We start from the raw sequence: 20,625 nt of genomic DNA, 5'->3' as shown, positions 1-20,625 counted from the left end.
TCCCATCAAGTGATTACAGTGTAATACACTTGGAACGGAGTTCAAAAGAGGCTTTATGCTCAAGCTTCTAGCTGACGTTCGGCCGCTCGACCCGCCGCCGACCGGGCGGCCTGATCTTTGTATCTCGAAACAAAGTCCGGCGCTTCTGTTGTCGCGCCGGACTTCGCAGTCTACCGGATCACTTGCATTCGGGGTCGTCGCCGAAGCCCTTGCAGAAGAACTCGGCGGCATTTTCCTTGGTGATCATCTTCGACGCGATCTCGATTTCCATCGAGCCATCGTCCTTCTTCGTCAAAGTTCCGAGCTTTTCCAACGCTGCGGTGTCGTTGGTGGCAAGCGCGTGCGCGGCAATGACGCCTTCAGGGGCGACGGTAGAATAGGTGAAGGTCGCGGTCAGATCGCCCTTGGCAACGGCGCGGATGGCGGCATTCTCGCCGTCGATGCCGATGATGAGGATGCCTTCCTTGTCACGGCCGGCAGCCTGGATCGCCCGCAGTGCACCAAACGCCATATTGTCGTTATGGGCGTAAACGGCCTGGATCTGCCCGGCCGGGAAACGCTGAAGCGTGTCTTCCATGAACTTCAGCGCCTTTTCCTGGTCCCAGTCGGCGTGGGTTTCGGCGATCACCTTGATATCGGTGCCGGCAATGGCTTCGGCAAATCCTTCATGGCGTTCAACCGCGGGAGCGACAGCCGGGTCGCCCTTGATCTCGACGACATTGCCCTTGCCCTTCAGCGCTTCTGCTATGTACTTGCCGGCAAGCGTGCCGATGGGCTTGTTGTGCGGGCCGACATGCAGCGTAACGGGAATATCGAGGCTGCGCTCGAGCGTGATCACCGGAATGCCGGCAGCCAGGACCTGCTTGATGGTCGGAGCGATAGCGGCGCTATCCTGCGCCGAAATCATCAGAACCTTCATGCCCTGGACCATCAGGCTTTCGACATCCGAAATCTGCTTTGCGGACTTGCCTTCGGCGTTGGTGACGAGCAGATCGACATCCTTGAAGTGTTCCGCCGCATAGGCCTGGTTGCGTTTGGTCATCGTGTTGCGGTGGGCCGAGTTCGAGCTCGCCTGCGAGAAGCCGATGATGATCTTGTCGGCGCTGAAGGCGGGTGCGGCCGTCAAGACGGTGGCGAGCCCGGCGGAGATGATGAGCATACGTCTGGTGATGTTGAGCATTTTAAGTCCTCCCTCTGGTTAACACGCTACTTGCGTGGTTTTCTTCCGGCTTCGAGCAGCACGGCAAGAACGATGATCGCACCCTTCACCACCTGCTGTGAGAATGGTGAAACGCCTGCGAGATTGAGAATGTTTGCGATGATGGCCAGCACCATGGCGCCGCCGATCGTGCCGAGAACAGTGCCTTCGCCGCCGAACAGCGACGTGCCGCCGATCACTGCGATCGTGATCGCTTCCAGTTCGAGGCCGAGGCCGGAATTCGGGTCGCCGACGGACAGACGGGACAGGAAAATCAGGCCGGAAAGCGCTGCCAGCACACCACAAATGATGTAGACGCTGAAGATGACGAGCGGCACGTTGATGCCGGAGAGCCTCGCCGCTTCCTCATTGCTGCCGACCGCATAGATGGCCCGGCCGAACTGCGTGAAGCTGAGCACGACGGCGGCGATGATGCAGACCGCCGCAAAGACGTAGATCGGCGTCGGCACGCCCAGCATGTAGCCGCCGCCGAGCACGAAGAAACTGTCGGCGAGCTTTCCCGGATTGACGGTTCCACCATCGGCGATCATCAGCGCGAAGCCGCGCACCATGACCATGCAGCCGAGCGTCATGATGAAGGCCGGAATGCGGAAATAGGAAATGCCGAAGCCGTTGACGCAGCCGACGAGGGCGCCGATGGCGATACAGATCAGCACCATGAGCGGGATGGGCATCCCCTGCTCCATCAGGACCGCGCCGGTGACGCCAACCAGCGCGACGGTCGAGCCCACAGAAAGATCGATCCCCTTGGTGAGGATCACGAATGTCATGCCGATGCCGAGGATCCCATAGAGGGCGACCTGCCTCAGGACGTTCAGGATATTGATGGGATTGAGAAAATGAGGAGAGATCAGCGAGGCGGCGATGATCAGTACGATCAGTGCGCCGGCAAGACCCGTTCCGCGCGGAAGATATTTCATGGTAGTCCCCTCATTAATGTAGTGCCGCGAAGTGCATGACGTCTTCTTCGGTTGCTGTGCGCGCGTCGAGTTCAGCCGTCACCTCACCCTCTCTCAAAACGTAGAGCCGGTCGCACAAACCAAGGATTTCCGGCAGTTCGGAAGAAGCCATGACGATTGCCAGCCCACGGGCTTCGGCCAGTTCGACCAGCAGGTCGTAGATCTCGCGCTTGGCTCCGACATCGACGCCGCGTGTGGGTTCGTCGGCCAGCAGAATCTCGCATCCGGCGCTGACGAGCCGCGCCAGCACGCATTTCTGCTGATTGCCGCCCGAAAGGTTCTGCGTCGCTGCCGCGGCGTTCGGCGTCCTGATCCGCAGCCGCTCGATCAGACCGTTGACGATTTTGCGCTCGCGGCGGAGCGACAGAAGCCCGAAACGGACGATCTGCGCGAGGCTGGCCGACATGATGTTGAAGCCGACGCTCTGTATCAGGAAGAGGCCTTCCGTCTTGCGGTCTTCCGGCACCAGGCCGAGCCCCTTGGTGATGCCGGCGCGCGGCGAACCGATGCTGGCCATTGCGCCGTTGATCCTAACCTCGCCGGCACCGCGCGGGTCAGCGCCGTAGATGGCGCGCAGAAGCTCGGTGCGGCCCGCACCCGCCAGCCCGAAAAGACCGACAATCTCGCCCTTTCGAACATGGATGCTGACGTTCTTGAGCAGCGCTGGCGTCGAAATGCCTTGAGCGGACAGCGCTTCCTCGCCGATCCGGGGCGTGCGGGTGGGGAAGACGTCGCCCACTTCCCGGCCGACCATGCTGCGAATGAGATCGTCCGTCGTCAGACCATTGGAAGGTCCGTTGTGGATGACTGTGCCGTCGCGCAGGATGGTGACCGTGTCGCTCAGTTCGAAAACCTCGCGCAGGCGATGCGAAATATAGACGAAGGCAACGCCGCTCTCACGAGCCAGCTGCCGGACAACCCGGAACAGCTGGTCGATCTCTGCCTGCGCCAACACCGCCGACGGCTCGTCGAGAACGATGATCTTCGCATTGCGGGCCAGCGCCTTGGCGATCTCGACCATCTGGCGCTTGGCAACGGAGAGCGTGCCGATCCGTGCGGTCGGATCGACGTCGAAACCAAGCCGTTCAACGACCTCCATCGTCCGGCGTTTTGCCTCGCCCCAGTCGATCAGGGCGCCCTTGCATGGCAGCCGCCCCATCAGAACGTTTTCGGCGACGGTCAGGTGCGGCGCCTGCGCCAGTTCCTGATAGATGACCGCGACGCCGCGGGCAATCATCCCGGCCGGCGTCGGATCGAGCACCGCTTCGCCGAAAAGCTCGATGCTCCCCTCGTCGGCCGAATAGGCGCCGGAGAGGATTTTCATCAGCGTCGATTTTCCAGCCCCATTCTCACCCACCAACGCCCTGATTTCTCCGGGCTGCAGGGAAAACGACACGCCCTTCAGGGCGCGCACGCCCGGAAAGGATTTGGTGATCCCAGCAAGAGCCAGCGCCGACGTCATTTCAATGCCCTCCGCAGCCGCAGGAGCGGCGAATTACCAATTTTGCCGGCAGACGGACCTGCCGCGCGTTTTCCGTGCTCGATTTGATCCGCCTGGCCAGCATTTCCGCAGCCTGCATGCCGATCATCTCGCTCGGCTGCGCCATGACGGTCAGCCGCGGCTCGAAACAGTCAGCCCAATCGAAATCGTCAAAGCCGATCAGCGCCAGATCCTCGGAGATGCGCAATCCAAGATCCCGCACCGCGCGCATGACGCCGATTGTGGCCAGATTGTTGCCCGAGGCGATCGCCGTCGGTCGGTCCGCCCGACTGAGGATCGCAAGCGCCGACTGGCGTGCATCCGCGCTGTTCGCATTGCCTTCGCTCATCACGCTACGATCGATCTCGAGCCCGTGCTTGCGCATGGCGCCGACGTATCCACGCACGCGTTCGATCGTGGAAAGCAGCCCCGGCTCGCCGGCGATGAGGCCGATGCGGCGGTGGCCGTGGCCCACCAGATGGTCGATCAGCGTCTCCATCGCCGTCTCATTGTCCAGGCAAACCCCATCCGCATCGGCAACCGTCAGACGGTCGACGAGCACGAAGGGCATGCGAGACGATTTGAGATAGTCGATGGCGCGGTTTTCCGGATCACAGGATGGAGCCAGAATTACCCCATCCACCCGCCGCTGAACGAGTTCACGGACCAGCCGCAACTCGGTCTCCGGATCGTTCTGCGTGTCGCAGAGAAAAACGAGCTGCCCGATGGCGGCGCAGGCTCGCTCGATAGAAGATACGATATCGTTGAAATAGTAATTGGTGCTGATCGAGATCGCGATACCCACCGCATCGGTCGAGGATCGCACCAGAGACCGGGCCACAGCATTCGGCACGAATCCGAGACTTTCGATCGCGTCCCTGACGAGCGCCGCCGTCGCTTCGTTCACATGCCGGGTGCCGTTGACGACGTGCGACACGGTCGAGACCGAGACGCCCGCGGCGCGTGCAACGTCAGTGATTGTCGCCATGATTGCAGACCTCCCCGTCACGCCTGACGCGCAGCTTCAAACTGCCGCCGCGTCAATTCCCAGAACAAAATCGAAAGATTCAACCACCCTGAACAAGCCTCCCCAGCCTCGGCGGTCACCCGGCCCATTTCATCCTCCAATGAAATGCTGAAAACCGCTATATGGCCATCGAAACGTTTGCGCAAGCGTTTTCTTCTGCGATTATGGTGATATACGGATCCAAAGGGAGGAACGAACATGGCACTGAAAAACATTCCCGGGATTCTTTGCCCGGATCTTTTGTGGCTATTGAGCGCGATGGGCCACGGCGACGAGATCGCCATCGTCGACAAGAATTTCTCGGCGTGCCGCGTGTCGAAAAAGACCGTCAGCGGCAAACTCGTGTCAATGAACGCGGCCAGCGCGCCAGACGCCATAGCGGCGATCCTGGCGGTCATGCCGCTCGATCATTTCGTCGAACAGCCGCTCATGCATATGGAGGATCCGGATCAGACCGGCATCATGCTGCCGGTTCATGCGGATGTGGAATTGCTCTGCTCGACGGCGGAAAAGCGAAGCATCACGAGCAGGCCCATCGAGCGCTTCGCCTATTATCCACTGGCTGAAGCCTGCTTTGCGGTGGTTCAGACGGGGGAGATCCGGCCCTACGGCAATTTCATCCTGAAGAAGGGTGTCGTTTAGCGGCGGTCCTGGACATCAGCGTTGATTCCCCCGCTTCCCCATCACCGCGGTCCCTAAGCGCTGGATCGCCTGGCGCAGCTTGTCGTTCTCGATCCCCTCCATCATGCCTTCGAGCTTGCGGGCGGCTTCGCCTTTCAGCGGCGCCGGGGTGCGGGAGCGGCGGATGGGTTGTGAGACGGGCTTCTGGACGATGCGGATCTGGTGGACGGCGGCGAAGCCGAAGAAGCTGTTGATGCGCTGGATGAGTTCGCCCTGGGCATGGGTGAGGAACAGCGCGCGCGCGCCTTCGCAGGCGATGGTGAGCACACCGGGGCGGAAGCCGCCGGCCTCATTGCCGCCGCGGGCCCAGGCGATTTTTTCCGGCCGGGTGCAATCGGCGAAATCCTCGCCGGCGATTTCGCTCCACGAGCCGAGCAGCGCCGTGTTGATGCCGGCGCGCCGCGCCAGGACGGGATCGATCAGCCCGTTTGCCAGCTCGGAAATCTGCTTTACATCTTTGCGTGGATAACTCATCGAAACCCTTGGGCCCTGCCGTCAATCGCACAGGCAATTGGCGCGGCCGACTTGATCGCGCGGCATTGCTTCGCCAAGTATAGGCACTTCCCCCCATCGCGGCAAATCATGACGATCACCACACTCGACACGCCCTCGGCAAAGCCCCTCCTCGACTGGTACGATCGCCACCACCGCGACCTGCCCTGGCGTGTCTCGCCCGGCATGGCGGCCCGCGGCGTCAAGGCCGATCCCTATCACGTCTGGCTTTCCGAGGTGATGCTGCAGCAGACGACGGTGCAGGCGGTCAAACCCTATTTCGAGCGCTTTCTCAAGCGCTGGCCCGAGGTGACCGATCTTGCCGCGGCCGAGAGCGACGCTGTCATGGCCGCCTGGGCGGGGCTCGGCTATTACGCCCGGGCCCGCAACCTGAAGAAATGCGCCGAGGCGGTGGCGACAGAGCATGGCGGCATCTTTCCCGATACCGAAGAGGGGCTGAGGTCGCTCCCCGGCATCGGCGACTATACGGCCGCCGCCGTCGCGGCCATTGCCTTCAACCGGCAGGCGGCTGTGATGGACGGCAATGTCGAGCGGGTGATCTCCAGGCTCTATGCGATCGAAACACCGCTGCCGGCTGCAAAGCCCGCGATGAAGGAGAAGGTGGCGCTGCTGACACCGGCCGCGCGGCCCGGCGATTTCGCCCAGGCGATGATGGATCTCGGTGCGACGATCTGCACGCCGAAGCGGCCGGCCTGTTCGCTCTGTCCGTTCCGGGGCGCCTGCGAGGCGCTCAAGCTTTCCGATCCCGAGCTGTTTCCGGTCAAGGCGGCGAAGAAGGAGAAGCCGGTGCGCTACGGCGCGGCCTTCATAGCGGTGACCGACGATGGCGAAATCCTGCTGCGGCGGCGCATCGACAGCGGCCTGCTCGGCGGCATGACCGAGGTGCCGACGACAGCCTGGACGGCGCGCATGGACGGCGAGACCTCAACCAAGGCCGCGCCCTTCGAGGCGGCATGGCAGGCCTGTGGCACCGTCATCCACGTCTTCACCCATTTCGAGCTCAGGCTGTCGATCTGGCGCGCAGCGATTGCCGATAAGGTCGGCACGAATGACGGATGGTGGGAGCCGGTTACAAATCTTGAAGCGCAGGCGCTGCCGACCGTCATGAAAAAAGCGATCGCAGCGGCTATTCCTCTCGCGTTTAAAACATCCAAGGGATGACCATGACCACCGGCATAAAGCATATTGTTTTCGATATCGGCAAAGTCCTCATTCATTACGATCCGCATCTTCCCTTCAGCCGCCTGATCCCGGATGAGGCCGAGCGCAACTGGTTCTTCGCCAATATCTGCACCCATGACTGGAACATCGAGCAGGACCGCGGCCGCAGCTGGGCGGAGGCCGAAGCGCTGCTGATCGAACAGCACCCGGAGCGTGAGGAACAGATCCGCGCCTTCCGCAAATATTGGCACGAGATGGTGCCGCACGCCTATGAGGACAGCGTCGCGATCATGGAGGGGCTGATCGCCGAAGGGCGCGACGTGACGATGCTGACCAACTTCGCCTCCGACACCTTCCGCGAGGCGCAGCAACGCTTCCCCTTCCTCAACCGACCGCGCGGCGTCACCGTTTCCGGCGATGTCGGCCTGATCAAGCCGGATATCGCCATCTACGAGACGCATACGAAAAGCTTCGGCCTCGATCCGGCGGCCACGATCTTCATCGACGACGCGCCGGTCAATGTCGAAGGCGCCAAGGCCTATGGCTGGAATGCGGTGCTGTTTTCGGGTGCGGAGAAGCTGCGCAGCGATCTCGCCGCTTACGGATTGAAGGTCTGAAACCCATGGCCTTCGACCCCGCAGAAGAAATCGAGCGCTTTCACGCCGCGATCAACGCCCTCGATTTTCCCGCCATCGAGGCCTATTTCGCCGAGAATGCGACCTATGTCTCGAACGGCGTCGGCAGTCTCGCCGGCCGGCCTGAGATCATGGCCGCCTTCCGGCGCTACTTCGACGACTATCCTGATCAGACGGCGGAAAATTCGCTGGTGGAAACGTTGACGCCGCTCTCCGGCCGATCGGTCTGGTCGGTGCGCGCCACCCACAGCAAGACGGGCAAGCCGCTGATCCGCGAGGGCGAGGAGACGATCACCTTCAATGCGGAAGGGCGGATCACGCGGGTCGAGGTCACCGATTATCAGGAGTTTTGACTGGAGTAATTCCAGCAAAAGTGTGCAGCGGTTTTGCGTCCGGAATTGCGCAAAAACAAAAAGAGGACGCCCGGGGCTTGACCCCGGGCGCCTTGGCCTTCTCCCGCAACTGGAGGGAAATCGGAAGAAGGTATCTCGATCTCGCGAAGGTGGTGCTCACTCCGCCTTTGCCAGATCACTGCGGATGACGGACCTGAGATCGTCGATCGGGCGCAGGGACTGCCCGTCTTCGAAATGCCAGAAGGTCCATCCGTTGCATGCATCGAGACCCTGCACCTTGGCGCCGAGACGATGAATGGAGCCGGCCTCGCCGCCTGAGGCCACGGTGCCGTCGGCGCGCACGATGGCGCTGTAGCGGCGCTTGACGTCGGTCAGCACCTGGCCGGGTTTGATCAGGCCGCTTTCGACCAGCACGTTGAAGGCAACGCGGACTTCGGCCTTCTTGCCGGTCATGACGGTCAGTTCCGCCTTGCCGAGCGGCTCGACGGCGGCGATGCGGGCCGAGGCCGCATCGATATATTCCTGCTCGCGCTCGATGCCGACGAAGTGGCGGCCGAGACGCTTGGCGACGGCACCCGTCGTTCCCGAGCCGAAGAAGGGATCGAGCACGATATCGCCGGGCTTGGTCGAGGCCATGATGACACGGGCAAGCAGCGCTTCCGGCTTCTGCGTCGGATGCACCTTCTTGCCGTCCTCGCCCTTCAGCCGCTCGCCGCCATTGCAGATCGGGAACAGCCAGTCGGAGCGCATCTGCACGTCGTCATTGGCGGCCTTCAGCGCATCGTAATTGAAGGTATAGCCCTTGGCCTTGGCGTTGGGGCTCGCCCAGATCATCGTTTCATGGGCGTTCTGGAAACGGCGGCCCTTGAAATTCGGCATCGGGTTGGTCTTGCGCCAGATGATGTCGTTCAAGATCCAGAAATTCAGATCCTGCAGCGTGGCGCCGACCCGGAAGATATTGTGGTAGGAGCCGATCACCCAGATCGAGCCTGTCGGCTTCAGCACCCGCCGGCAGGCGAGCAGCCAGGCGCGGGTGAAGGCGTCATAGGCCTCGAAGGAGGCGAACTGATCCCATTCGTCGTCGACGGCATCGACCAGCGACTGGTCGGGACGATGCAGCGTTCCGCCGAGCTGGAGATTATACGGCGGGTCGGCAAAGATGATATCGACGGAGTGGCTGGGCAAAGCTTCGAGGGCGCTGACGCAATCGCCCTTGATGATCGTGTCAACCCAGGAATCCGACCGGGATCCCGGCCGGGAATCCGACTTGACGGAAGCCTTGAGGTCGGCAAGCGGAAAAACTGATGCCATTCTGATACTCACTCATACGCTCTACGCTTAACTGTCCGTTATGGTTACGCAACTTAGTTACCAAAGCCTGAAGCGGTGGCCGATTTCGGGAATTTATTCGGCCGGCCGATGACTGAGCGGCAGACTTTGCCAACGCCGGCGATCAGGCGGCGTCGTGAACCCTGCGGCTGTCGGCCGGCGCTTCGTCGCGTTCGAACATGCCGTAATCGCGGACGACGCTGGCGATCCGCAGGCGATAATCGGCGAAGATGCCGCCGCGTCCGGCCTGCTGCGCGGCCCGGTGCGCCTCGAGATTGCGCCACTCCTTGACGGCCGCCTCGTCGCGGAAGAAGGAGAGCGATAAAAGCTTGCCGCGGTTCGTCAGGCTCTCGAAACGCTCGATCGAGATGAAGCCGTCGATCTTTTCGAGTTCGCTGCGCAACTCGCCGGCAAGATCCAGATATTTGTGGCGTTCGCCCATATAGGGCACGACTTCGAAGATGACGGCGATCATGGCAGCACCAGCTTGGCGTGAGGGGCGGAGACATTTTTGAGGAAGATGCGATCTTCCTTCAGGATGAAGCGCTCGCGTCGGGCAAATTCGTAATTCTCGCGGCCGAGCGGGTCGGACGCCAGCCGGGCGCGATAGGCTTCATAGGCGGCGAGGCTCTCGATATTGTAGACGCCGTAAGCCGTGGTCGCCGATCCCTCGTGCGGGCCGTAATAGCCGATCAGGTCGGCGCCATTCTTCGGAATCGCCTGGCCCCAGTTGCGGGCATATTCGGCAAACGCTTCCTTCTTGAAGGGGTCGATCTGATAGCGGATGAAGCAGGTGATCATATCGTTTCTCCTTTGCTGTCTCAGTGCTCTCCTGGGCCGTTTTCGCACATTGCCTGACGGCGATGCTTCGGTTACGATCGAACTATGAAGGAAGGCCCAGACATTGCGCAGATCGGCGCGCTGATCGGCGATCCCGCCCGCGCCAACATGCTGGCGGCGCTGATTGGCGGCCGGGCGCTGACGGCGACGGAGCTTGCCGGCGTCGGCGGCATCACCGTACAGACGGCGAGCACCCATCTCGCCAAGCTCGAAGCCGGTGGGCTGCTTGCCCAGCGCAAGCAGGGCCGCCACCGATATTTCACCCTCGCCGACGAGGCCGTCGCCCGGCTGATCGAAAGCATGATGGGCTTTGCCGCCGGACGCGGGCACCTGCGCCACCAGCCGGGACCGAAGGAGCCGGCGTTGCGCAAGGCGCGCATCTGCTACGATCATCTTGCCGGCGATTACGGCGTGCGCATGCTCGACAGCCTGATTGCCTCCGGCTCGATCGAGGCGGTCGGCGAAGGCCTGGCGCTGACGGAAAAGGGCGAAGGCGACCTCAAATGCATCGGCATCGATGTCGGCGACCTCAGATCCTCGCGCCGCCCGCTCTGCCGCTCCTGCCTCGACTGGAGCGAAAGACGCGCCCACCTCGCCGGCAGCCTCGGCAAGGCGCTGCTGTCAAGCTTCCTCGACAAGGGCTGGGCGCGGCGAACGGCCGAAAGCCGCTCGATCCTGTTTTCGCCGGAAGGCGACCGGCAGTTTCTGAGGCTGTTTCCGGTCGATCCGTAGCTTATTGCCGGTCTGCAGGAGGGTCCAAGGCCGTATCCGGCGGCCTCATGCCCCTGCCCTCTTTTCATCTTCCTGCCGCACATGCGCCCGCAGCGCCGCGAGAGTGAGCGCCAGCGCCGCGTGGTTGCTCTCGGCTTCACCGAGCACGCTTTCGCCCTCATCGATCTCGCGCAGCTGCGCACCGTAAAGCGACTCGTCCGATGTCTGGCGGCCGCAGGCGAGGTGCCAAACCGCATCCGGCTGCACCTCCCGGCACAGATCGATGGCGTGATTGACATCATGCGTGAAGGAGCGCGCCATCAGGAAACCATGCGGCGACTTGATACTGCTCGGCATGTAGTCGTGGGGACCGTCGAAATCGTCCGGTTCGGCCGGCCGGAATTGCTTCAGCAGGAAAGCACAGGTGATGAAGGCGTCGATCCGGCTGTCGGGCATATCAGTCTTTTCCAGGGTCTCGATGATGTCCTCGATCGTCATGCGGTCTTCCTCTTCGTCCGTTCCTTGGCATGCCGCTTGTTCTCCTCCCCATAGCGGCGGTGACGTCCTCCTCGATCGCCATCTAGTGCATCAGAATGCCAAAGGTAGTCCTGGGGCCGCGGTTAGAACTGCATGACGCGGATTTGATGGATGTCGCGCCGTTCTCAACGAAAGCGCATCTCTGCCGTCCCGGTAACAGGCTCGCCTGCTGCCCGTGCATGTTCTCTCGGGACTCGGACGCTATCGGCGGCTTAGCTCTGGCAGCCCTTCTTCCTCATCTTCCTTTCGACCTTGGCTCTCTTGTCGGTGCCATCCCCGGCATGCTTTCCGCCGGTCAGGGCATTATCCTTCATCGCCTGCAGCTGCGCACAGCTTCGGTGCTTGCCCCTGGCGATGACGTCGGTGGATGTGAAGGCAAACAGCAGCACTACGGCTGCCGCCGGTCGGACGAAAGCTGAAAGCCTCATGGTCCCTCTCCTTGTGCACCTGCATGCTACGCCTGAGACCATGAAGCAGCAATGAGCGGCCACGATGGGCGGATCAACCTTTCATCGAAAATGAAATATCGAATGCAACCTGTTGTTTTCACGCCACTAAGGACCGGTGCTGAGAAATCATTAAGCATATTCCGGTACTCTCACGTTCTAAATTAACGAGAGAGCCCTGTCATGGCGTCGATCCAGCATAAGATCATCATTGCGAGCATCGCGATTTTCGCCTTGGCGGGTGGCGCCACGGGGGTCGGCATCTGGTCGGCCTCGACCCTCTCGGAAAACAACGCCGACGTTGCCCGGTCGGCGCAAATTCTGCGCAACCACATGCAGGCAGACATGATGCATGACGCGATGCGCGCGGACGTGCTGGCATCGATGCTGGCGTCCAATCCGGCAGCGGGCATGGAAGCGGCCGCGGTGAAGGCGGACCTGGTGGAACACGACGCGTCGTTTCGCGAGATGATTGCCGCCAACAAGGCACTTGCCGCCGACGACAAGACCAAAGCGCTGCTTGCCAGCATCGAACCTCCGCTTCTGAGCTATATCGAGAGCGCCACGAAAATCGTGGATCTGGCAAGCCAGGATCCCTCGGCAGCATTGAAGGCCTTGCCCGCATTCATGCAGCAGTTCTCGACGTTGGAAACGGCCATGGAACAGGCCGGCGATGAGATCACCGCCGCGTCAGACGAAATCTCCAAGCGTAGCGCCGACGTCAAGGCTTCGGTCGATATCGCTCTGAAAGCACTTCTGGCCGCAGCCGCATTGTTCGCCATTGGTCTCTATTTCCTGACGCGGAAGACCGTAACCAAGCCGATCCTGGCGCTTTCCAACGATATGCAAAGGCTTGCCGGCGGTGACACGGCCATTGCCTGCACCGGGATCGGCCGCTCGGACGAAATCGGAACGATGGCATCGGCCGTCGAAATCTTCCGCCAGGCGGCAATTGCCAACAGGCAGCTCGAGCAAGACGCCGAGGCAGCCCGGTTGCAGGGCGAAACCGAACGGCTGACCGCCCGCAAACAGGCCGACGAAGATGCAGCCATTCGGCTGCGGGCGGCGACATCCGGCCTTGCCGCCGGCCTGAAGCGGCTTGCATCCGGCGATCTCGCCTTCCAGATCGACGAGCCGTTCGCACCTGATTTCGAGGGCCTCCGGCATGATTTCAACATGTCGATCCGCCAGCTCGACCAAACGCTCGGCGCCATTGCGGCCGCCATTGCCGCGATCGACGAAGGCACCCGGGAAATCGCATCCGGGGCCGGCGATCTGTCCAAACGCACCGAACAGCAGGCTGCCTCGCTCGAAGAAACCGCCGCAGCGCTCGATCAGATCACCGCCAATGTCTCGAACTCGAGCAAGCGCACCGACGAGGCGCGCACGGAAGCGACCGATGCGAACCGCAATGCCGCCAAGTCTTCGGAGGTCGTGTCGCATGCCGAAGAGGCGATGCGCCGCATCGAGGCTTCGTCGCAGCAGATCTCCAGCATTATCGGCGTGATCGACGAGATCGCCTTCCAGACCAACCTGCTGGCGCTGAACGCCGGCGTCGAAGCGGCGCGCGCCGGAGAGGCGGGCAAGGGCTTTGCGGTGGTGGCCCAGGAAGTGCGCGAACTCGCGCAGAGATCGGCCCAGGCGGCAAAGGAAATCAAAGGTCACATCCAGAAATCGTCGGTGGAAGTGGAAAGCGGCGTCAAGCTGGTTCTCGACACCAGCCAGGTTCTGAAGGCGATCAGCGAACAGATCGCCCGCATCAATCAGCACATGGATGCCATCGCCGTCTCGGCAAGAGAGCAGTCGACCGGCCTTGCCGAAGTCAATACCGCCGTCAATTCCATGGATCAGGTGACCCAGCAGAACGCGGCGATGGTGGAGCAGTCAACCGCGGCATCCGGTCATCTCGCCGAGGAAGCCGCCAAGCTGCGTGAACTCGTTTCCCGGTTCAAGCTGCGCGCGACGGCTTCGACGCCATCTGCCGCTGGACGCCGGAGCGGGCAGCTGGCAGCCTGACGGCTTCTGTCTGCTCGCCATTTCCATTCCCGCGACGCCGGGGGTCTCAGATCATCGCGGCTGCCGCTCCTGCCTCGACTGTAACGAAAGGCGGGCTGATCTTGCCGGCCGTCTCGGCGAGGCCCTGCTGTCAAGTTTCTTCGACAAAGTCTGGGCGCGCCGGGCGGCGGAAAGTCGCCCGATCATCTTCTCAGCGGAAGGCGACCGGCAGCGACTGCACCCTCCGGCAGTGGCAGCAGAGCCTATCCAAGAGGGCGGGTGATAAATCAGATCAAAGTCCACCACCCCTCACCCGCAGCATCGAGGACATCTAGCGCAGCCTGATGCCAATAGGTTCGTTTGCAGATCAAAAACGGCAAAAGATTCAACACGCCATCGGAAATACAAATCAAACAATAAATGGTTGTGTTGACTCTAATATGCTACCTGTTGTTTAATGACGATGTCATTAACGGAGGAACGCAAGATGTCCGTCACGTTAAATTCTCCAATCTCATGGAAAAATCCATCTGCCGACGACAGCACTATGCTTGACAACCTTCAGCCGAACATCATCAAGGCGCATGTTCGTGAGTTTTTGACTCTGCTTTTTCTGCGGTTTGACAATAAGGAAGCTGCCAAAAGCTTCCTTCGGGCAATTTCCACGACGCTGATGAAATCGGCAAAGCAGCATTTAATCGAAATTGAAGCATTCAAAGCCAAACCTTCGACGCCGGGAACGCCGTACATCGGGCTTGGCCTTACTGACGAGGGCTATCAAGCCCTCCAAATCGCCCAAAGGCCGAGCGATCCGATATTTCGCGCGGGCATGCAAAAATCCGACTTGAATGACCCTGATGTCAGCAGGTGGGATTCTTATTTTCGCAATCCCATCCATGCGGTCGTTCTGGTGGGAGATATGCTCAATGACACCAAGGTCACCGCTCACGATCAGGTGGTAAACTTGATCCAGGCCTCGCATGGGGTAACAATCGTGGGGACGCAAGATGGCCTGGGCCTTCACAATGACAATAGAGAAGGTATCGAACACTTCGGCTATGTCGATGGGCGCAGCCAGCCGCTGTTTCTGCTGGAAGACATCGACGCGGAAGAAAACGTGACAGATGGAATTGCGAACTGGGATCCGGCTTTCCCATTAGAACAGGTTATTGTTCCAGATCCAGCAGCGCCCGATCCGGCCGTTCATTTCGGAAGTTACTTCGTATACCGGAAGCTGGAACAAAACGTCCGCCGGTTCAAAAGGCAAGAGCAGAAACTTGCAGATCGCTTGTTCGGAGCTGATGACGAAAGGGCCGGCGCCATGGTCGTCGGGCGCTTTGAGGACGGAACGCCGGTCACGATGCAGTCAGAAGACGGCGTTGAGTCACCCGTCCCGAACAACTTCAACTACTTCAGCGACAAGAGCGGCGCGAAGTGTCCCTTTTCAGGGCATATCCGAAAAACCAATCCGCGCGGGTCGGGCGGGTTCGAAAACAGTGCTGGCGAACGAAAGCACCTCATGGCCCGACGCGGCCAAACCTATGGCGTGCGAACAGATAATCCGAACGATGGCAAGATCGAGAACAAACCGAGTAAATACGTCGGCCTGTTATTCATGGCGTTCAACAGTGATATAGGCAATCAGTTCGAATTCACGCAGAAAAATTGGGCCAACAATCCCGGTTTCCCAGCTGTGCCGACCGGCTTTCCAGCGCCTGGGGTCGATCCGGTCATCGGTCAAACAAAACAAGATGCTGCGCGACCAGATATGGAAGGGGCCGCCATCTGGGGTGATCCCGGCTCCCTCAAGACCGTTGCAACCGTTCCTCAAGCGGTGAAGATGAAGGGAGGCGAATATTTCTTTATGCCGTCCCTCGCGTTTCTGAGCTCGCTTTAAGCTTGCCATGACGTTGGCGGGCAATCCTGCCGACGTCATTCCACGGTCATTTCCAGGCGCTCTCACCTGATAGCGCCGCGCACGATGCTAGGCGAGCATTCGGCTGATGCGGCGTGCGATTGTGCCTTCCGGCTCCCTCCGATGCGCCTTCGGTGGCACGCGAGTTCCTGCTTGTCGAGGCCGGGATGACGGTGGCCTACGCCGTCGATCCGGCAGCAACGCCGGAGCCGGTCGCTTGCCGCATCGCAGCCATGCTTGAGATCCGGTTGAGCTTTGGGCGGGCATCGTGTAAAGCCGCAGCATCCCCGGACAAGACCCAGGCTTTCGGCCCAGATTTCAGCAAGGCGTGAACATATGGACGGCTTCGACCTCATCATCTTCGACTGCGACGGCGTTCTCGTCGATTCCGAAATCATCGCGGCGGAAGTCGAATCCGCGCTGCTGACGGAGGCCGGCTATCCGATCGGCGTCGAGGAAATGGGCGAGCGTTTCGCCGGCATGACATGGCGCAACATCCTGCTGCAGATCGAGCGCGAGGCGAGCATCCCGCTTTCGGCCTCGCTGCTCGATAAGTCGGAAAAGATGCTCGACCTCCGGCTGGCGCAGGACGTCAAGGCCATTGCGGGCGTCGAATTCGCCGTCTCCCGGCTGCCGATGAAGCGTTGCATCTGCTCGAATTCCAGCACCAAGCGGCTCGACATGATGCTGACCAAGGTGGGGCTGAAGCCGCTTTTTGCACCCAACATTTTCTCCGCCAAGGATCTCGGCCCCGACCGCGCCAAGCCGAAGCCCGATATCTTCCTGCACGGCGCAAGCCAGATGGGTGTTTCGCCCGACAAGGTCGTCGTGGTCGAGGATTCCGTTCACGGCGTGCATGCGGCGCGTGCCGCCGGCATGCGCGTCATCGGCTTTACCGGCGCCTCGCACAGCTATCCCGCCCATGCCGATAAATTGACCGATGCCGGCGCCGAAACGGCGATCTCGCGCATGAACGACCTGCCGGGCGTCGTCGCCGCCTTGGCCGCCTGGGACAACGTTCTTTGAGGCGCCCGAAGCGCCGCTAGCCCGCTCTGGTTTGAGCGTACGGCTGCCCTCACCCTAGCCTGACCGGGTGGCGGCAGCCGGATGAGGGGCCGCTATCGATGAGCTCCCAGGCCAGTGTAGGCCGAAGGCCGAATTGCTTAGCTGCTCTTCTTGGTCTTCGCCGGCTGGGTGTCGAAGCCGACATTGACGCGCACCAGGGCGCCTGCGCCGACCGGCATCTTGATGCCTTCCTTGCGGAAGATCACCTGCGTGCCAGGCGCACCCGCCGGGATCTCGGTCGCGAACTTGGTGACCTCGGAATAGAGCACGTTCTCGCCGTCGAGGATGGTGACGCGGATCGGCAGCGTCAGCGGGCCCGGCGCACCGGCCGGGCCGGTGATCAGGCGCAGCTGGGCAACGACCGTCATCGTCAGGTTGGTGTCGTTCAGCGTGCACTGGCGGGTGTAATCGCCGAAGGAGGCCTGGTAGACGATCTGCTGCGGATCGTCCTTCTTGCCCTTGGCATAGGTGCGGAAGATCGCATCCTGGTCACGCATGAAGATCTGCGGGCAGGCGCCCTGGACGACCGGGGCAACGGTGCCCTGCGCGGTCGTGGCCGTGCCGATCGACGGATTGTTCGACGAGGGATTGGCGGGTGCCAGCGGCATGATCTGGGCGGTGCCGTTCGGCTGGGTCGGCGGTGCAGACGACTTGCTGTCTCCGCCTATGCCGAGCGAGTTGCAGCCGGCGAGCAGGGCAAGAAAAGATGCGGAGACGATGAGACGCGAGACCTTGCCGAGCACCATATTCCATCCCTTGTACAAGCGTTTCTTGGAGGCCCCATGTCTTTTCCGCGAGGCCTTTCATGACGGTTTGCGATGGTCTATATCAGCGGCGCAAACAAAAATCGATTGGGTAAGCGCCGTTTTGATGCACTTTTCGCCGCCGGATGCGGGCAACTTCAACAGGATACCCGCGATGGCGTGCCTACGGGGCAGCCCCTCTCCAATTTTCGGCAGAGCAAGCCACGGCTGCGCCCGGCCGGATTTCTTCCAGCGATAGATCAAGGATGACGAACGTGGACTATATCTCGACCCGCGGCGAGGCCCCTTCCCTCGGCTTTTGCGACGCCCTGCTGACCGGGCTGGCGCGCGACGGCGGGCTCTACGTTCCCCGTAAATGGCCGAGCTTCTCGAAGAAGGAGATCCGGGCACTGCGCGGCAAGACCTATCAGGAAGTGGCCTTCACCATCCTGTCGCCCTTCACCAACGGCGAGATCCCCGACGACACGTTCCGGGCGATGATCGACGAGGCCTACGGCACCTTCCGCCACCCGGCGATCGCGCCGCTCATCCAGACCGGGCCGAACAGCTTCGTCATGGAGCTCTTCCACGGCACGACGCTCGCCTTCAAGGACGTGGCGATGCAGCTGCTCGCCCGGCTGATGGACTATGCGCTGGAAAAGCGCGGCGAGCGGGCGACGATCGTCGGCGCCACCTCGGGCGATACCGGCGGGGCGGCGATCGACGCCTTTGCGGGCCGCGAGCGCACCGATATCTTCATTCTCTTCCCGCACGGCAAGGTCTCGCCGGTGCAGCAGCGACAGATGACGACCTCGTCTTCGCCAAACGTGCATGCGCTTGCCGTCGAGGGCAATTTCGACGATTGCCAGAACCTGGTGAAGGCGATGTTCAACGACGTGGCCTTCCGCGACAAGGTTCGTCTATCCGGCGTCAATTCGATCAACTGGGCGCGCATCATGGCCCAGATCGTCTATTATTTCACGGCGGCCGTCGCCCTCGGCGGACCGGACCGGAAGATCTCGTTCACGGTGCCCACCGGCAATTTCGGCGACATCTTCGCCGGCTATTGCGCCAAGCGCATGGGCCTGCCGATCGACCGGCTGGTAATCGCCACCAACGAGAACGACATCCTGGCGCGGACGCTGAAGACCGGCCGCTACGACATGAAGGCGGTCAAGGCGACGAGCTCGCCGTCGATGGACATCCAGATCTCGTCGAACTTCGAACGGCTGCTGTTCGAAGCCTATGGGCGCGACGCCTCGAAGGTGCGCGCGGCGATGGAGAGTCTCAAACAATCCAATGGCTTCGAGATTGCTCCTGAAGCGCTGAAGGCGATCCGCCGCGACTTCCGCGCCGGCCGCGCCAGCGAGAAACAGGTGGCCGAGACGATCCGCAAGACCCATGCCGAGACCGGTTATCTGCTGGATCCGCATTCGGCGATCGGCGTCTTCGTTGCGGCGAAGAAAGAGAAGCCGAATACGCCGATGGTGACGCTTTCGACCGCGCATCCGGCGAAATTCCCCGTCGCCGTAAAATCCGCTTGCGGTATTGACCCGGCGCTTCCGACGTGGCTTGCTGATGTGATGCACAGGGAGGAGCGTTTCCAGATCATCAAGCCGGAGCTGAAAGCCGTTGAGACTTTTATCGGCAAACATGCCCGTGGCGAGACGACAGCAGGCGCAGAAAGATAGCCAATGACAGTTGAGTGCACCCGGCTCAAATCCGGGCTGACAGTAGTCACAGAAACCATGCCGCACCTTGAAAGTGTCGCGCTCGGAGTCTGGATCAAATCAGGATCGCGTAACGAGACGGGAGACGAGCACGGCATCGCCCACCTGCTCGAACACATGGCTTTCAAGGGCACGGCGCGCCGCTCGGCCCGCCAGATTGCCGAGGAGATCGAGGATGTCGGCGGCGAAGTCAACGCCGCGACCTCGACCGAGACGACCTCCTATTATGCCCGCGTGCTCAAGGATCATGTGCCGCTCGCCGTCGATATCCTCGCCGACATCCTGACGGAATCGGCTTTCGAGGAGGAGGAACTGGAGCGTGAGAAGCAGGTGATCCTGCAGGAGATCAACGCCGCCAACGATACGCCCGACGACGTGGTGTTCGACCGGTTCTCCGAAGCCGCCTATCGCGACCAGACGCTCGGCCGGGCGATCCTCGGCACGCCGGAGACCGTCGTCTCCTTCACGCCGCAGCAGATCCGCGGCTATCTCGGCCGCAACTACACGACCGACCGCATGTTCGTGGTGGCGACCGGCGCCGTCGAGCATGATGAATTCGTCCGCATGGTCGAGGATCGTTTTGCGAGCCTGCCGACTTCGCCTTCCGCCCCGCCCGTCATGGAAGCGGCGCGTTATATCGGCGGCAGCGTGCGCGAACCGCGCGACCTGATGGACGCCCAGATCCTGCTCGGCTTCGAGGGCAAGCCCTATCATGCCCGCGATTTCTACTGCTCGCAGATCCTCGCCAATATCCTTGGCGGCGGCATGTCCTCCAGGCTCTTCCAGGAAGTGCGCGAGTTCCGCGGCCTCTGTTATTCCGTCTATGCCTTCCACTGGGGCTTTTCCGACACCGGCATCTTCGGCATTCATGCCGCAACCGGCGGTGAAAACCTGCCGGAGCTGTTGCCGGTCATCATCGACGAGCTGCACAAGTCCACCGATGCCATCCACCAGAAGGAAATCGAGCGCGCCCGCGCGCAGATCCGCGCCCAGCTGCTGATGGGCCAGGAGAGCCCGGCTGCCCGCGCCGGCCAGATCGCCAGGCAGATGATGCTCTACGGCCGGCCGATTTCCAATCCGGAGATGATGGAGCGGCTGGAAGGCATCACCATCGAGCGGCTGACCGACCTTGCCGGCCGGCTGTTCTACGACACGGTGCCGACGCTTTCGGCGATCGGGCCGTTGGAGCAGCTCGCGCCGATGGAAGATATCACCGCCTCGCTTTCGGTCCCGGCGTCGAAGACGCTGCAGGCAAGCTGATCCGACGTCCGTCTGCCGGGAGTAAT

23 protein-coding genes and 1 pseudogene are annotated in these 20,625 nt (G+C 61.6%); 12 read left to right on the top strand and 12 right to left on the bottom strand.

Going from position 1 to position 20,625, the window contains the following annotated elements:
- Window positions 1–178: 178 nt before the first annotated feature.
- The 5 genes from FHT75_RS07310 to FHT75_RS07290 are packed head-to-tail and all read right to left on the bottom strand — an operon-like array spanning window position 179 to window position 4,831.
- Window positions 179–1,180, bottom strand: coding sequence for a substrate-binding domain-containing protein (locus FHT75_RS07310; protein ID WP_063476501.1), 1,002 nt, complete (start codon window positions 1,178–1,180; stop codon window positions 179–181).
- 26 nt (window positions 1,181–1,206) lie between these two features.
- The gene (locus FHT75_RS07305; protein ID WP_063476500.1) at window positions 1,207–2,139 is read right to left on the bottom strand and encodes an ABC transporter permease; all 933 of its coding nucleotides are present in this window, start codon (window positions 2,137–2,139) and stop codon (window positions 1,207–1,209) included.
- A gap of 13 nt (window positions 2,140–2,152) precedes the next feature.
- Window positions 2,153–3,640: a sugar ABC transporter ATP-binding protein gene (locus FHT75_RS07300; RefSeq protein ID WP_063476499.1), complete on the bottom strand. Its 1,488-nt coding sequence runs from the start codon at window positions 3,638–3,640 to the stop codon at window positions 2,153–2,155.
- A gap of 1 nt (window position 3,641) precedes the next feature.
- Window positions 3,642–4,646 carry a LacI family DNA-binding transcriptional regulator gene (locus tag FHT75_RS07295; protein ID WP_063476498.1) on the bottom strand — a complete coding sequence of 335 codons (1,005 nt, stop codon included), beginning with the start codon at window positions 4,644–4,646 and terminating at the stop codon, window positions 3,642–3,644.
- Between the two features lie 17 nt (window positions 4,647–4,663).
- On the bottom strand, window positions 4,664–4,831 hold the full coding sequence (locus FHT75_RS07290) for a hypothetical protein (RefSeq protein WP_168333474.1): 168 nt from the start codon (window positions 4,829–4,831) through the stop codon (window positions 4,664–4,666).
- A 52-nt stretch (window positions 4,832–4,883) separates the two neighbouring features.
- Here FHT75_RS07290 and FHT75_RS07285 point away from each other — a divergent pair, with 52 nt between their 5' ends.
- Complete coding sequence (locus tag FHT75_RS07285; RefSeq protein ID WP_063476497.1) at window positions 4,884–5,327, top strand: RbsD/FucU family protein; 444 nt, start codon at window positions 4,884–4,886, stop codon at window positions 5,325–5,327.
- Window positions 5,328–5,342: 15 nt separating this feature from the next.
- Here FHT75_RS07285 and FHT75_RS07280 read toward each other — a convergent pair whose 3' ends face one another.
- The gene (locus FHT75_RS07280; protein WP_028757158.1) at window positions 5,343–5,840 is read right to left on the bottom strand and encodes a DUF721 domain-containing protein; all 498 of its coding nucleotides are present in this window, start codon (window positions 5,838–5,840) and stop codon (window positions 5,343–5,345) included.
- Between the two features lie 108 nt (window positions 5,841–5,948).
- Here FHT75_RS07280 and mutY point away from each other — a divergent pair, with 108 nt between their 5' ends.
- The 3 genes from mutY to FHT75_RS07265 are packed head-to-tail and all read left to right on the top strand — an operon-like array spanning window position 5,949 to window position 8,028.
- Window positions 5,949–7,040, top strand: a complete 1,092-nt coding sequence (gene mutY / locus FHT75_RS07275) for an A/G-specific adenine glycosylase (RefSeq protein ID WP_063476496.1) — start codon at window positions 5,949–5,951, stop codon at window positions 7,038–7,040.
- Between the two features lie 2 nt (window positions 7,041–7,042).
- Window positions 7,043–7,657 carry an HAD family hydrolase gene (locus tag FHT75_RS07270; RefSeq protein ID WP_063476694.1) on the top strand — a complete coding sequence of 205 codons (615 nt, stop codon included), beginning with the start codon at window positions 7,043–7,045 and terminating at the stop codon, window positions 7,655–7,657.
- Between the two features lie 5 nt (window positions 7,658–7,662).
- Entirely contained in the window at window positions 7,663–8,028 is a 366-nt protein-coding gene (locus tag FHT75_RS07265; protein ID WP_063476495.1) for a nuclear transport factor 2 family protein, read from the top strand.
- A 156-nt stretch (window positions 8,029–8,184) separates the two neighbouring features.
- On the opposite strand, the gene FHT75_RS07260 is transcribed toward FHT75_RS07265, so the two are convergent.
- The 3 genes from FHT75_RS07260 to FHT75_RS07250 all read right to left on the bottom strand — a co-directional run bounded on the left by FHT75_RS07260 (window position 8,185) and on the right by FHT75_RS07250 (window position 10,158).
- The gene (locus FHT75_RS07260) at window positions 8,185–9,339 is read right to left on the bottom strand and encodes a site-specific DNA-methyltransferase (RefSeq protein ID WP_063476494.1); all 1,155 of its coding nucleotides are present in this window, start codon (window positions 9,337–9,339) and stop codon (window positions 8,185–8,187) included.
- Between the two features lie 142 nt (window positions 9,340–9,481).
- Window positions 9,482–9,832: an antibiotic biosynthesis monooxygenase family protein gene (locus FHT75_RS07255; protein WP_028755729.1), complete on the bottom strand. Its 351-nt coding sequence runs from the start codon at window positions 9,830–9,832 to the stop codon at window positions 9,482–9,484.
- A complete protein-coding gene (locus tag FHT75_RS07250) occupies window positions 9,829–10,158 on the bottom strand; it encodes an NIPSNAP family protein (RefSeq protein WP_063476493.1) in 330 nt (109 codons plus the stop codon). Before FHT75_RS07250 ends, FHT75_RS07255 begins: the two co-directional genes overlap by 4 nt.
- An 84-nt stretch (window positions 10,159–10,242) precedes the next feature.
- Here FHT75_RS07250 and FHT75_RS07245 point away from each other — a divergent pair, with 84 nt between their 5' ends.
- Window positions 10,243–10,929 (top strand): ArsR/SmtB family transcription factor, encoded by a 687-nt coding sequence (locus FHT75_RS07245; RefSeq protein ID WP_028755731.1) that lies wholly within the window; start codon window positions 10,243–10,245, stop codon window positions 10,927–10,929.
- Between the two features lie 45 nt (window positions 10,930–10,974).
- Here the strand turns inward: FHT75_RS07245 and FHT75_RS07240 are convergent, their stop codons facing one another.
- Both FHT75_RS07240 and FHT75_RS07235 read right to left on the bottom strand, forming a co-directional pair.
- Window positions 10,975–11,406 carry a hypothetical protein gene (locus FHT75_RS07240; RefSeq protein ID WP_028755732.1) on the bottom strand — a complete coding sequence of 144 codons (432 nt, stop codon included), beginning with the start codon at window positions 11,404–11,406 and terminating at the stop codon, window positions 10,975–10,977.
- Window positions 11,407–11,657: 251 nt separating this feature from the next.
- The gene (locus FHT75_RS07235; RefSeq protein WP_028755733.1) at window positions 11,658–11,873 is read right to left on the bottom strand and encodes a hypothetical protein; all 216 of its coding nucleotides are present in this window, start codon (window positions 11,871–11,873) and stop codon (window positions 11,658–11,660) included.
- A 201-nt stretch (window positions 11,874–12,074) separates the two neighbouring features.
- On the opposite strand from FHT75_RS07235, the gene FHT75_RS07230 reads away from it, so the two are divergent.
- The 5 genes and pseudogenes from FHT75_RS07230 to FHT75_RS07215 all read left to right on the top strand — a co-directional run bounded on the left by FHT75_RS07230 (window position 12,075) and on the right by FHT75_RS07215 (window position 16,827).
- On the top strand, window positions 12,075–13,907 hold the full coding sequence (locus FHT75_RS07230) for a methyl-accepting chemotaxis protein (RefSeq protein WP_183844710.1): 1,833 nt from the start codon (window positions 12,075–12,077) through the stop codon (window positions 13,905–13,907).
- Window positions 13,908–13,968: 61 nt separating this feature from the next.
- Window positions 13,969–14,169, top strand: a pseudogene (locus FHT75_RS35755) (hypothetical protein); the annotation flags it as partial.
- Between the two features lie 204 nt (window positions 14,170–14,373).
- Entirely contained in the window at window positions 14,374–15,783 is a 1,410-nt protein-coding gene (locus FHT75_RS07225; protein ID WP_028755735.1) for a Dyp-type peroxidase, read from the top strand.
- 152 nt (window positions 15,784–15,935) lie between these two features.
- Entirely contained in the window at window positions 15,936–16,133 is a 198-nt protein-coding gene (locus FHT75_RS07220; RefSeq protein WP_176707415.1) for a hypothetical protein, read from the top strand.
- Between the two features lie 4 nt (window positions 16,134–16,137).
- Entirely contained in the window at window positions 16,138–16,827 is a 690-nt protein-coding gene (locus FHT75_RS07215; RefSeq protein WP_028755737.1) for an HAD family hydrolase, read from the top strand.
- Between the two features lie 137 nt (window positions 16,828–16,964).
- Here the strand turns inward: FHT75_RS07215 and FHT75_RS07210 are convergent, their stop codons facing one another.
- On the bottom strand, window positions 16,965–17,612 hold the full coding sequence (locus tag FHT75_RS07210) for a hypothetical protein (protein WP_028755738.1): 648 nt from the start codon (window positions 17,610–17,612) through the stop codon (window positions 16,965–16,967).
- Window positions 17,613–17,875: 263 nt separating this feature from the next.
- Between FHT75_RS07210 and thrC the strand changes: the two genes are divergently transcribed.
- Both thrC and FHT75_RS07200 read left to right on the top strand, forming a co-directional pair.
- Window positions 17,876–19,300, top strand: coding sequence for a threonine synthase (thrC, locus tag FHT75_RS07205; protein WP_028755739.1), 1,425 nt, complete (start codon window positions 17,876–17,878; stop codon window positions 19,298–19,300).
- 3 nt (window positions 19,301–19,303) lie between these two features.
- Window positions 19,304–20,599 (top strand): M16 family metallopeptidase, encoded by a 1,296-nt coding sequence (locus FHT75_RS07200; RefSeq protein WP_028755740.1) that lies wholly within the window; start codon window positions 19,304–19,306, stop codon window positions 20,597–20,599.
- Window positions 20,600–20,625 lie beyond the last annotated feature (26 nt).

Origin of the sequence: Rhizobium sp. BK112 (assembly GCF_014193215.1) — a bacterium.
GTDB lineage: Bacteria > Pseudomonadota > Alphaproteobacteria > Rhizobiales > Rhizobiaceae > Rhizobium > Rhizobium anhuiense.
Note: the sequence above shows the minus strand (reverse complement) of the source record. Positions and strands in the feature narration are given on the sequence as shown.